We start from the raw sequence: 12,143 nt of genomic DNA, 5'->3' as shown, positions 1-12,143 counted from the left end.
CACCAGCCTTCCATCGCACTCCGTACACACAAGAAGATCTAAAACAGGCTCTGACCGAATGGACCGAATGGGTTGTCCTCCTGCCAATCCGGCAGGGACCGGATTGGCAGGAGGCACAGATAAAACAGATAAAGATGGATGCCTCGCTGATCACCATCTACTCTCGGCGGGAAAGATACCCGACGAACCGGGTACCCATGGCTCGACCGAGCGACCACACGATGGCAGAAGACCTTGATCCTTACGTTGATCAGCGAGTTTCGACCGAGCTGATTCGCGGAGCGGTCGCGCGGAGGATGCCCATCGAGGTCCACGGTGTGTACCTGGCCCATTTCACTTTGGTTGCCACGGCGTTGGGCCGACGGGTGCAACAGCCGCTCGGCTCGAATCAGCAGCCAGACAAGATACTTAACGGCGTGTGGCCTGAACTGTTCAAAGCACACGATCCTTACGGCCGGGAGGTGCTATGTATAGCGGTGCCTCCAGGACGTGACTACGTGATTCACTACGCCAGCCTTGTCGCACACGTGATGAACCGGTACACTCGCCATACCGAGCAGTTGCTGCGGGTGTGGTATTATCCGGATGCGGAGCATTCAATCGCCGAATGGACGGGGATTAATGAATCGCTCGTCAACGGTGCTGAAACTGTCGTATTCGGCAAGATTGAATTGCTTTCCGGAATTCTTAGTGATGCTGGTTATTACCGTATCGGGCATCAGGAGACATCGTATTATATTGCCTCGACCTTCAGTCGACCAAGGGGCCGGCGAATCACCTTGCTGGGGGTGCGGTTCAGTTACTGGGGATCTATCGGTGACCGGCTGGCGCGGCAATGCTGCAAATTGGGTGTCCGCGAGATCATTTATGTAGGGAAGTTGGGGGCGCTCGACGAACCGAAGGATATCTACAACAGACTTTTCGTGCCCTCGCGATACGGGTTGCTCTCCGGCGTACGGGTGCGCCAGATATCGGACGGGCCGCCGAACCTGCTTCTCGATCGAGTTCCGGCGCTGGACAGTGGCCTCCATATATCGGTGCCGACGGTGCTGGAGGAGGATCACGCCCAGCGTGAGGTCGCGCGACTGCTAGGCGCACGGACGATAGACAACGAGCTGGCACAGATGGCATTGGCTGTACACGAGTGGAATATCGACACTGGCGGATCGGTGTCATTCAGCGGGCTGCATTATGCGACAGATTACTTGCGCTGCCACGAGGAAACCGACGTCAAAGTAGCGCACTCGCTTGCTTCGGGCCGTGACCTTGAAGCTCGCCGTAAACGTCGATGCGTGGAGCGCTTCATCGGCCATTGCCTAGGCAGTTACTTCGCAGACAAGGCGGTGGCCGAGAAATGACCGGTTTCACGACGTCGGACCAGTGGTACCTCGACCCGCGGCTAAGCAGCTTGGCCGCTCCTGAACGGCGCTCCCATCCCCGCAATGTTTTGGACCTCTCGCGCAACGAACTGATCCACCCAGCGCTCGATCCGTTGATGGCCACGGTGCTGCAGAAAATTCCGCCGACGGCCGCGACCAGATACCCGATCTACTCAGAACTCATCACCGAACTGGCCGATGTTGTGGACTGCTCTCCTGAGGAATTGGAGATCTTCCCCGGATCCGACGACGCGATAGGAGTGATCATCGACGCGTGTGCCGCCAGACCAGGCTCCTTGATCCTGCAGGATCCCACCTATCCGGCCTACCGGTATCACGCCCAACTGCGAGGCATCAACGTTCTTCCTTGGCTGCCGCGGCCCGGCGAGCTGTCCTTCGTGGTGGACGACGCCATGCGGGCGATGGACCGCAGGCCGTCGACCGTCCTCGTCGTGACGGACCCGCACGGCATGCTGGGCAGGTCCCTCGACGAAGAGGCCATGATGGCCCTTGCCGCGGTGGCCGATCATCATGGAAATCTGCTCGTGATCGATGAGTGTTATCAAGCCTTTCGTGGGGAAGGCAGACCCCGGCACTTCTGCGGATGTGACAACGTGGTACGGATCGGATCGTTTTCCAAGAGTGCCGGGCTGGCCGGGATGCGTCTGGGTTACGCCATCGGCGCGCCATCGATTGTAGAGTACCTCCGCAAATGGGGTCGGGCTCGCGCTGTGTCCGGCGTTACTGCCTGGGTGGCACTTGAAATGTGCCGTAACCACAAGAAGGAGCTCGACTCGATCCGGAAAGACATCGTCGACGGGCGCGAGTGGCTTGCCGGCCAGGTGGCCGGCATGGAGAAAGGCATTTCGCCGTTGCCAAGTGACGCCAACTTTCTCACCGTGGATGTCGGCGAACCGGACGATGCACGCTGTCTCAAAGAGCATCTCATCAGGAAAGGCGTGATTGTCCGTTCTCATGCAGATTGCGTAGGCTTCGCGTCACTACTTCAGTTCACCGCCGCGCCGGTATCCCTGCTGCATCAAGTTGTCCAGGCGCTGACGGATTTTGACGCCATACAATAAATGCGATCACGGAAGGTATCCGATGATAAGGGAAACCGTCGCCGCCGCATACAAGGACTATGTTCGCGAGACCTGGGCGCAAGGAGATTACGCTAAACTTGCCACACGCGTAATGCCGATCGCTGAACACCTGTGCCAGAGCGCTGACATTCAACCCGGCAAGGCTGTGCTGGACGCCGTGACCGGATATCGCTATCGCGGAAGCACGCCGGGTACTGCGGCCCGGGGGTGTCGTGGGGCTAGCCGGATTCACGCCTGGAAGCTACTTTGGCCAGGTCGAGGAGATCATCAAGGCTTATCGACCGCTGCCGGACGGTGTTCCGGAGCGCAACGACTGGGCCAACGAAGCAGTGGCCATCACCCGGTTCGAACAACACTTCACCGACGTGATGACATTCACCGCGACCGTCCCGTGGAACTTCGCGTCCGCTGGGGCTGCCACAGAGTTCTTGTTCACCAACTCCGCGTCCCATATCGCGGCCTGCAGTGGTCTAGATCCGGCACAGGTGGACAAGCTCACCGCCGAGGTCGAACGGCTCACCACAAGGTCATCGATGACATCTGACGGCATTCGTATCGACCTGGAGTACATGATTCTGCTCGGAAAGGTCCCGGCGTGACTACGACCCCCCGAACACCCGTACTGAACATCAACTTCATGTCGCCGGAGGTGGTCGCCGACCCGTTTCCGGTCTATGAACGAATCCGGTTGCTCGGCAGGTGTGTTTATAACGGATTGGCCGACGTGTGGATGGTGACTGGATACGATGACGCAGTGGCGATTCTCGGGGATCCCTCCCGTTACTCCTCGCGGGTACTCGCCGATGAGAAATTCGGACCGTGGTACGACGGTGCAGCCACCGTGCTGGGCAGCGATCCACCTGACCACGACCGGCTACGTTCCGTGCTGCGCCACTGCTTCACAGTACGCGCCGTGGCGCGCTGGGAGCCGCTCGTCCGCGCCACTGTCGAGGATGTGTTCGCCGCTCTGCGGGAGCCACTACGCGACGGGGAACCCATTGACGTGCTCACTGGCGTGGCGTTCCCACTCGCCGCCCTGGTCACCTGCAGGATGCTGGGCGTCCCGGAGTCGGACAGCAGCCAGGTCATTCGATGGACACAGGAGATGGCCGTCGGCAGCGTTGCCGCGGTGTTGGCGGACACCGAGCCAACGGCCGCGGCACTCTACCGAAATGCGGTGAGCGCGGGGATGGCGTTGGCAGACTATACCCGCAGCAGACTGGCCAGTGAGGCGCCGGCCGAGGACAGCCTGCTAGCGCACCTGCTGGCAGCCCATCGCACGGGAACCCTGACCAGACCGGAGGTCGTAGCCGCCTGTGTACTACTCCTTATGGCGAGTACCGAGACCACGGCCAAGCTGATCGCCAACGCGATCGTTCTGATCGCCGCGCATCACGACCAGCGCCGTGCTCTGCTTGCCGACCGCTCACTCACCGGAGCTGCCGTGGAGGAGGTTATTCGGTTCAGTGGACCGGCGCAGTTCGACCCCAGAACGGTGACCGAGGATACCGCGATCGGTGCGGTCTCCCTGTTGCCCGGCGAAACCGTCTGGGTCTTGACCGCTGCGGCAGGCCGCGATCCCATCCGCTTCCCCCATCCAGAGCGGTTCGATATTACTCGCTCACCCAATCGGCATCTCGGATTCGGTCATGGAATCCATTTGTGTCTCGGCGCTCCGCTCGCACGCGTCGAGGCACGCCTGGCTCTGGAGCAGTTGCTGTCGTTCGTTCCTGACTACGTCGTCACCACCATCGACTATGGACAGTCTTTTTTCGTACGCGGTCCAGTACGCCTGGAGATCGCACGCACCAGACCGGATTAGTGACCATGCCAGAGCTGTTCGAAACGAAGATCCGATGTGCCGGCTTGACTGAGGTTCGGAAGCGGCTGACCGACGCGGGTGGGTCTCTCGATACCTTCGTGCATCAACGCGATACCTACTTCCAGGTACCGGTCGGTTGGCTCAAACTTCGGGCGTCCGTAGACGCCGCACAACTGGTCGCATACCACCGACATCAGGGGCCCGACCGGCGGTGCATATACATCACAACCGACGTCACCGATCCCGATTCGTGCAGGAACGTCTTCGGGGCTTTGCTGGGAGTGCTGGTCGACGTGGTCAAGACCCGGGAGGAATGGAGACTCGACTCGACTATCGTTCATCTTGACGAGGTTGTCGGACTAGGCGCGTTCGTTGAGCTCGAAACAGCCGTTATACCTGGCATGCAGGCCGATATTATTCATCGGCGACACCGACGATCACTCGCTTTGGAGGCCGAACCCGACATCCCGATGTCCTACGCCGATCTGCTACTGGGTCTGTCGCATTAGCTTGATTTGCCAACCTTTCATTCGCCCATCCGAACATGGCCATAACGGTAGAAGACAGAGATAGGACTGGGGTTATGGAATCGGCCCGGGGAAAAATAGGCCAGTCTCTTATAGATGCGACTCTGAGCAGTGAGCGTTTGATCGAGATGCAGCGGCGTATGCTGCGTATTCGGCACTTCGATGAGCGTGCTATTGAGTTGCAGGCGAAGGGTTTGCTTCCTGGATGGCTTCATACGTCGATCGGGCATGAGGCCGCGGCTGTTGGGGCGTGTATGGCTCTTCGCGGCGATGACTATATGATCGGCTATCATCGGTCGCACGGCCATTTGATCGGTAAAGGTTCGCAGCTTGGTCCGTTGATGGCTGAGCTCCTTGGGAAGTCAACAGGGGTCTGCCGGGGCAAGGGTGGGTCGTTGCATCTGACGGATTTCTCGGTGGGCAGCCTTGGTGAGTCGGGGATTGTTGGTGGGAGTTTGTCGATTGCGGTTGGAGCAGGATTGAGCGCGAAGATGCGCGAGACAGGTCAGGTGTGTTTGAGCTTTTTTGGTGATGGCGCTGCGAACACTGGTCCGTTTCACGAGGCGTTGAATCTGGCGGCGATTTGGGCTGTGCCGACGGTTTTTCTCTGCGAGAACAATGGTTATGCGGTAACGTCCCCAATTCGGGAGGCGATGGCAGTGGAGAATGTCGCCGACCGGGCGGCGGCCTATGCGATGCCGGGCGCCTGCGTTGATGGTCAGGATGTGCTGGCGGTGTATGCGGCGGTTTCGGCGGCGGCGGCGCGTGCTCGTTCCGGAGGCGGGCCGAGCCTGGTTGATGCGAAGACGTAGCGCTTCCGTGAGCACGTCGAGGTCGTCGACTCGCAAGGGAGCTTGCCGCGCTACCGCTCGCCAGAGGAGGTGGAGGAGTGGCGGGCGCGGGATCCGATCGTGTTGTTCCGGGAAGAGCTCCGTAGCCGTGGGGTACTGACTGGCGAGGATGCTGTGCACCTGGAAGCCGAGGTGGCCAGGGAGATGGAGGGAGCTATCCGTTTTGCCCAGGAAAGCCCACTTCCCGAGCCCGGTGAGGCGTTCGAGGACGTGTTCGTCAACCCGATTGCGATCAGGAGCCGGTGATGGGCGCTGAGGTGCGGGAAACGACACAGCTGACGTATTTCGATGCGACTCTTGCGGCGATTACTGAGAAGATGCGCCACGATCCGTCGGTGTTCTTTATGGCTCAGGATTTGCGGGCCAACCTGTATGGCCGTTTCCCTGTTGATGAGTTCGGTAAGGAGCGTATTCGGAATCTACCGATCTCGGAGGCGGCTTCCGTCGGTGTCGGCGTGGGGGCAGCATTGACGGGTCTCCGTCCGGTGATCGATATGGCGTGCTCGACATTTCTGTACTCGGCGATGGATCAGATAGTGAATCAGGCGGCGAAGATCCGCTATATGTCGAGTGGGCAGGCGAAGGTACCGCTACTGCTGCTTGTGCCAGTATTCTATGGTAATTCGGAAGCCGCCCATCACGCGGATCGTCCGTTCGCGCTGTTCGCCAACAGTCCGGGCTTGAAGATCGTCGCTCCGAGCACTCCGTACGACATGAAGGGGCTGACAACGGCAGCGATTCGTGAGGACGATCCGGTGCTGCTGTTCAGGGACGCTACGCTGTTCGAAATGCGGGGCCCGGTCCCGGATGAAGACTACGTGATTCCACTTGGCTCGGCGGATATAAAGCGTGAGGGGACTGACGTGACGGTGGTTGCGATCGCCGGTGCTGTCAGAGTCGCTCTTGCTGCTGCGCAGAGGCTTGAGACAGAGGGGATCTCGGTCGAGGTCGTCGACCCGCGCTCGCTCGTTCCATTGGATTACGAGACGATCAACGCTTCGGTTGAGAAAACTGGCCGGGTCATCGTCGTCGATCCGGCACCCCGCACCTGCAGCTTCGCGAGCGAGCTTGTCGCCTCGCTCGCCGAGGAGCGCTTCTGGCGGCTGATGGCGGCTCCGGTACGAGTGACGGCTGCAGATGTACCGACACCGTTTAGCCCGCCCCTTGAGCGGCAGACACTGCTTGACGTCGAGCAGGTAGCGCAAGCGGTACGCCGTGTCGTCTCGGAGAAGCTGGTAGGCAGATGACGCGGTGGCGTTCGCGGTGGACGAGAATCCTCAACGACCTCGTGTCATCTCTGCCTCAACGCCTTTCGCGCTGACCGAATGTCGTCTGTGCTCGTGAGCACTGTCTTGAGAGGGAGCCCAATGGAACTGCCGGCCCGTTCGGTGGAGGAGTGATGCTTGTTCAGCTTCGTCACGAGACGCGCGATAACTCTTCCTTGCCCTGCAGCTCAGCCGCCACGCGACATCACGGAACGCTCACTCTATCGATGGGAGGCATGCCATGACGACGGATGACCCACATGGCGTCAAGAATCGCGGTCGGATCATCTGGACTATGGGGGACTACCAGCTGATCGCCGACCGGCAGCTACCCATTGCCGAAGCGCTGTGCGACTGGGCCGGAGTGCGGGCGGGCCAGCGGGTTGTCGACGTGGCTACCGCCACCGGGAACGTAGCGCTGGCCGCGGGCCGACGGGGCGCGCTGGTCACCGCCGTCGACATCACGCCGCGGATGGTGGAGCTGGCCCGGGCCCGGGCCCAGGAGGCCGGGTTGGAGATCACCGTCCTCGAAGGCGATGCCGAGGACCTTCCCTTGTCGGACGCCAGCTGCGACGTGGCTCTCTCCGCCTGCGGCATCTGGTTCGCACCGCGACCCGATGCGGCCACCGCCGAGGTCCACCGAGTGCTGCGGCCCGGCGGCCAGGTTGGCCTGGCGAACTTCACCCCTACCGGGTTCATGGGCCGGCTCAACGCGATCATAAAGCGTCGCCTCCCCCTCCCCGAGAGCCTGCCCGAGCCCAATGAGTGGGGAGTGCGCGACGTCGTGCTCCCCAGGCTCACGCCCTACTTCCACGACATCGAGTGCATATCCGCGTGTATCAGGTACTCCTTCCCGACAGTGGCGGCCGCCGCGGACTTCTTCCTCCGTTACTCCCCGCCCCACGTCGCCGCCCTGATCTCGCTGGACCCACCGGCCGCGCGGGAATTGCGACAGGAGATCGAGAGCTGTTTCACTGAGGGTTCCGTGGTGGCGGACCGGATCGAGCTCGACGCTGAGTATCTGCTTGTACGGGCCCAGGCGCGCTGACCGGTCGACCATGGACATGGCGGGGTCAAATGGTCGTAGCAACGTCTCGATAGGATGATCGCGTTGGCGTCGAGGGACTGGATGGTGGAGCCGAGGGACTGATGGTGGATGGGCCGGCGGGAGCAGTTGACAATCGAGGAGCGGGAGGTAATTTCCCGAGAGCTGGGTCGGAACCAATCGGCGCGGATCATCGCGAAGATGCTCGGCCGGCATCACTCGACGATTTCACGGGAGATCGAGCGTAACGGCGGCGAGGAAGCATACTGGGCGGCGGACGCGCAGGCGCGTTGTGACGCGATGCGCGCGCGTCCGAAGGAACGCAAACTCGTCGCGTCGCCGCCGTTGCGCGACGAGGTCAACGCGGGCCTGGACGAGAAGTGGTCCCCGAAACGGATCAGCAAGAGACTGCGTAAGGAGTTCCCCGATGACGAGAGCATGCGCGTGTCCCACGAGACGATCTACAAGCGGAGCCGCCTGCAGGACAGTGGGGAACTGCGAACCGAGCTGGAGATCATGCTGCCCAAGGGCTGGACTGGGTGGGTCAACCAGTCGCGCAGCACTGTGACCAGGGGGCAGGATCGTCGGCATGGTCAACATCAGTGAGCGGCCGAAGGAGGCCACCGACCGTGCCGTGCCCGGGTTCCGGGAGGGTGATCTCATTGAAGATCCACAGTGGCAGGCCGATCCGGTGCGGCCGGCCCGGCCCGTGGCGAGGATGGTGGGGTGCAGCGGGAGCAGCGTCGCGTGCGGGTCGAACAGTTTCGCCGACAGTTTCGGCGTCCCGGTGACCGGGCCGGGGTCGGAACAGGGGCCGGGGACCGGGCGGAGCTGGCCCGGATGCTGCGGGCGGCGCTCGGGGAGCGACCGACCACGGCCGGGTCGATGGTCGCTGGCACCGGTGTGGATCATGATCGAGCGGTCCGGCCCATGGTCGACGCCTCGGCCCGGCGCCGGGCCGAGTACTCCTCCGACGCCTCGAACTACCGGGTGCCACCCGCGGTCGTGGTGTTCCCCCGGGAGGTCGAGGACATCCTGGCGATCGTGGCGGTTTGCCGGTCCACCGCGACCCCGCTGACCACCCGGGGAGCGGGCACCTCCATCGCGGGCAACGCCGTGGGCCCCGGGGTGGTGATGGATCTCAGCCGCCACCTGCACCGCGTCATCTCCCTGGACCCGGCCGCCCGCACCGCGAGCGTGCAGCCCGGGGTCATCCTGGACAGCCTCCAGGCGGCGGCTGGCCGGCACGGGCTGCGATTCGGTCCGGATCCCTCCACCCATGCCCGCTGCACCATCGGCGGCATGATCGGCAACAACGCCTGCGGCGCACGGGCGATCGCCTACGGCCGGACCGCCGACAACATCGTCGACCTCGACGTGCTCGACGGCACGGGACGTCGGCTGCGGGTCGGCCCGGGTGGCTCTGGGCGTTCGGGTGGCTCTGGGCGTTCGGGTGGCTCCGGGCGTTCGGGCGGCTCCGGGCGTCCGGCAGTCCCCGGGCTCGACGACCTCGTCCGGGCCAACCTGGCGGTCCTGCGCACCGAACTCGGCAGGTTCCCCCGCCAGGTCTCCGGCTACTCGCTGGAGCACCTGCTGCCCGAACGCGGCGGCGACCTGGCGAAGGCACTGGTGGGCTCCGAGGGCACCTGCGTGGTCGTGCTCGGGGCGACCGTCCGCCTCGTCCCCCGACCGGCCGCGACCGCGATGGTCGTGCTGGGCTATCCGGACATGCCGGCCGCCGCGGACGCCGTGCCGCTGCTGTTCCCGCACGCTCCGCTGGCGGTGGAGGGCATGGACGCGCGCCTGGTCGACATCGTGCGCCGGCACCGGGGACCGCGGGCCGTACCGGAGCTTCCCGCCGGCACCGGCTGGCTGTTCGTCGAGGTCGGTGGGGCGAGCCCGGCGGAGACGCTCGCGGCCGGCCGGGCGTTGGCGGCCGCCGCGGGCACGAGGGCCACCCGGGTGCTGCCCACCGGCCCGCAGACCCGCGCCCTCTGGCGGATCCGCGAGGACGGCGCGGGTCTCGCCGGGCGGACCGCGGCGGGGGAACCGGCCTGGCCCGGCTGGGAGGACGCGGCCGTGCCGCCGCAGCGCCTGGGGGCCTACCTGCGTGACTTCGAGGACCTGCTGCGTGCGCACCGGATCGACGGGGTGCCGTACGGACACTTCGGGGACGGCTGCGTGCACATCCGGCTTGATCTACCGTTGGCGGACGCCCCGGGGCGCCTGCGCCCGTTCCTGACCGAGGCCGCCGACCTGGTCGCCTCCTACGGCGGCTCGATATCCGGTGAGCACGGGGACGGCCGGGCCCGCGGTGAGCTGCTGGCCAGGATGTACTCGCCGGCCGCGCTCGGCGTCTTCGCCGGTTTCAAGGCCCTGTTCGATCCAGACGATCTTCTCAATCCGGGTGTGCTGGTCCGGCCGAGGCCGATCGACGCCGACCTGCGCCTGCCGGCGGCTCGCCCGCTGCCCGCTAGCGGCGGATTCGCCTTCACCGCCGACGCGGGGGAGTTCGGGCGGGCCGTCCACCGCTGCGTCGGGCTGGGCACCTGCCGGGCCGACACGCCGGCGGCCGGCGGCTTCATGTGCCCGTCGTACCTCGCGACGCGCGACGAGAAGGATTCCACCCGCGGCCGGGCCAGGGTGCTGCAGGAGATGGCGAACGGCTCGCTGGTCCGCGGAGGTGCCGGGGGCGCCCGGGCCCCGGAGGTGGCCGAGGTGCTCGACCTGTGCCTGTCGTGCAAGGCGTGCGCGCGCGACTGCGCGGCCGGGGTGGACATGGCGACGTACAAGTCCGAGGTGCTGTTCCGCGCCTACCGGCATCGGCTCCGGCCGGTCAGCCATTACGTGCTCGGCTGGTTGCCCCGCTGGGCCCGGGTCGCCGGGCGGGCGCCACGCCTGGTCAACGCGGTGCTGGCCGGACCGGCGGTGCGACGGCTGCTGCTGCGGGTGGGGGGCATGGACGTGCGCCGCGAGGTGCCGGCCTTCGCCAGGCAACCGTTCAGCCGCTGGTGGCGCGAGCACGGCGGCCCGGACCGGGGAAACGGGTACCTGGCTGATGGGCGGCCGGCTGACAGGCAAGCGGCCGACGGGCAAGCGGCCGACGGGCAAGCGGCTGACGGGCAAACGGCTGACGGGCAAGCGGCCCACAGACGCGAGGCCCACAGCCGGGAGGTGGTGCTGTGGATCGACACGTTCACGGAGGCCTTCTCCCCCGAGGTCGGCCGAGCCGCCGTGGCAGTGCTGGCGGACGCCGGCTACCGGGTGATCGTGCCACCGGGCCCCGCGTGCTGTGGTCTCACCTGGATCACCACCGGCCAGCTCGACGGCGCGCGCCGCCGGTTGCGGGCGACCGTTGACCGCCTCGCGCCGTACGCCCGGGCCGGGACGCCGATCGTCGGTCTGGAACCGTCCTGCACGGCGGTGCTGCGCGGCGACCTCGTCGAGCTGCTCGCGGGCGACCCCGCCGCCGCGCTGGTCGCCGGTGCGGTGCGTACCCTCGCCGAGCTGCTCGGCGACACCGTCGGCTGGACTCCGCCGCGCCTCGACGGGGTGCGCGTCCTCGCCCAGCCGCACTGCCACCAGCACGCGGTCATGGGATTCGCCGCCGACCGCGGCCTGCTGGCGGTGGCCGGCGCGGACGTCACCGTCCTCGCCGGGTGCTGCGGCCTGGCCGGCAACTTCGGCATGGAGGCCGGGCACTACGACGTGTCGATGGCGATCGCCGCCCGCACCCTGGGCCCGGCGATCGCCTCGGCTCCCGCGGGCACCGTGCTGCTCGCCGACGGATTCTCCTGCCGGGCCCAGGCCGAACACGTCGCCGCCCGGCGCGGGCGGCATCTCGCCGAGCTGCTCGCCGAGCATCTCGCCGGGCTCAGATCTCCACGGTGAAGACCGTCGCCGGCAGGCCGCCACCGTCGGCGACCGCGGACGGGCCGGCCGGGTTGCCGGCCAGCTCCCCCCGGGGAACGGCGAGCACGACGACGGGGTGGTTACGGGCGAGCTTCGCGACCAGTGGCCGGAGCCGGGCGACCTCCACCCGGGTGTGGCCGACCTGCACGACTCCCGTCATCCCGCCATCGAGGCGGACGAATCCGTCGGGAACGTGCGACCCGGTGTGCAGGGCGGCCTCGTTCTCGTGCCGCCACTGT

The 12,143-nt window shown here is 65.2% G+C and carries 9 protein-coding genes and 2 pseudogenes; 10 read left to right on the top strand and 1 reads right to left on the bottom strand.

What is annotated here, in order from left to right:
• The 10 genes and pseudogenes from AC08OP_RS12225 to AC08OP_RS12180 all read left to right on the top strand — a co-directional run.
• A partial coding sequence (locus tag AC08OP_RS12225) for a hypothetical protein (protein WP_476614301.1) occupies nucleotides 1-1,358 on the top strand: 1,358 nt, incomplete at its 5' end.
• On the top strand, nucleotides 1,355-2,461 hold the full coding sequence (locus AC08OP_RS12220) for an aminotransferase class I/II-fold pyridoxal phosphate-dependent enzyme (RefSeq protein ID WP_476614300.1): 1,107 nt from the start codon (nucleotides 1,355-1,357) through the stop codon (nucleotides 2,459-2,461). The genes AC08OP_RS12225 and AC08OP_RS12220, both read left to right, overlap by 4 nt.
• 233 nt (nucleotides 2,462-2,694) lie before the next feature.
• Complete coding sequence (locus tag AC08OP_RS12215) at nucleotides 2,695-3,081, top strand: hypothetical protein (RefSeq protein ID WP_476614299.1); 387 nt, start codon at nucleotides 2,695-2,697, stop codon at nucleotides 3,079-3,081.
• Nucleotides 3,078-4,304 carry a cytochrome P450 gene (locus AC08OP_RS12210; protein ID WP_476614298.1) on the top strand — a complete coding sequence of 409 codons (1,227 nt, stop codon included), beginning with the start codon at nucleotides 3,078-3,080 and terminating at the stop codon, nucleotides 4,302-4,304. Before AC08OP_RS12215 ends, AC08OP_RS12210 begins: the two co-directional genes overlap by 4 nt.
• 5 nt (nucleotides 4,305-4,309) lie before the next feature.
• Nucleotides 4,310-4,813 (top strand): class IV adenylate cyclase, encoded by a 504-nt coding sequence (locus AC08OP_RS12205; protein ID WP_476614297.1) that lies wholly within the window; start codon nucleotides 4,310-4,312, stop codon nucleotides 4,811-4,813.
• A gap of 35 nt (nucleotides 4,814-4,848) precedes the next feature.
• Nucleotides 4,849-5,928 (top strand): annotated as a pseudogene (locus AC08OP_RS12200) (thiamine pyrophosphate-dependent dehydrogenase E1 component subunit alpha).
• A complete protein-coding gene (locus AC08OP_RS12195; RefSeq protein ID WP_476614296.1) occupies nucleotides 5,928-6,929 on the top strand; it encodes an alpha-ketoacid dehydrogenase subunit beta in 1,002 nt (333 codons plus the stop codon). The pseudogene AC08OP_RS12200 and the gene AC08OP_RS12195 overlap by 1 nt, the downstream one beginning before the upstream one ends.
• Nucleotides 6,930-7,188: 259 nt before the next feature.
• Nucleotides 7,189-7,995: a class I SAM-dependent methyltransferase gene (locus tag AC08OP_RS12190; protein WP_476614295.1), complete on the top strand. Its 807-nt coding sequence runs from the start codon at nucleotides 7,189-7,191 to the stop codon at nucleotides 7,993-7,995.
• 108 nt (nucleotides 7,996-8,103) lie between these two features.
• Nucleotides 8,104-8,598, top strand: a complete 495-nt coding sequence (locus AC08OP_RS12185) for a transposase (protein ID WP_476614294.1) — start codon at nucleotides 8,104-8,106, stop codon at nucleotides 8,596-8,598.
• Nucleotides 8,599-8,832: 234 nt separating this feature from the next.
• Complete coding sequence (locus AC08OP_RS12180; protein ID WP_476614302.1) at nucleotides 8,833-11,883, top strand: FAD-binding and (Fe-S)-binding domain-containing protein; 3,051 nt, start codon at nucleotides 8,833-8,835, stop codon at nucleotides 11,881-11,883.
• On the opposite strand, the pseudogene AC08OP_RS12175 reads toward AC08OP_RS12180, so the two are convergent.
• Nucleotides 11,867-12,143, bottom strand: a pseudogene (locus AC08OP_RS12175) (hypothetical protein); the annotation flags it as partial. The gene AC08OP_RS12180 and the pseudogene AC08OP_RS12175 overlap by 17 nt on opposite strands.

It is taken from the genome of Frankia sp. CeRuru1 (assembly GCF_977966315.1).
The sequence above is the reverse complement of the archived record's forward strand: the minus strand, read 5'-3'. Positions and strand labels throughout refer to the sequence as shown.

Excerpts from the sequence above, each read along its gene's own strand:
- AC08OP_RS12180 (WP_476614302.1), top strand. The coding sequence starts at position 8,833 with ATGCTGCGGGCGGCGCTCGGGGAGCGACCGACCACGGCCGGGTCGATG.
- AC08OP_RS12185 (WP_476614294.1), top strand. The coding sequence starts at position 8,104 with ATGGGCCGGCGGGAGCAGTTGACAATCGAGGAGCGGGAGGTAATTTCC.
- AC08OP_RS12195 (WP_476614296.1), top strand. The coding sequence starts at position 5,928 with ATGGGCGCTGAGGTGCGGGAAACGACACAGCTGACGTATTTCGATGCG.
- AC08OP_RS12190 (WP_476614295.1), top strand. The coding sequence starts at position 7,189 with ATGACGACGGATGACCCACATGGCGTCAAGAATCGCGGTCGGATCATC.
- AC08OP_RS12205 (WP_476614297.1), top strand. The coding sequence starts at position 4,310 with ATGCCAGAGCTGTTCGAAACGAAGATCCGATGTGCCGGCTTGACTGAG.
- AC08OP_RS12220 (WP_476614300.1), top strand. The coding sequence starts at position 1,355 with ATGACCGGTTTCACGACGTCGGACCAGTGGTACCTCGACCCGCGGCTA.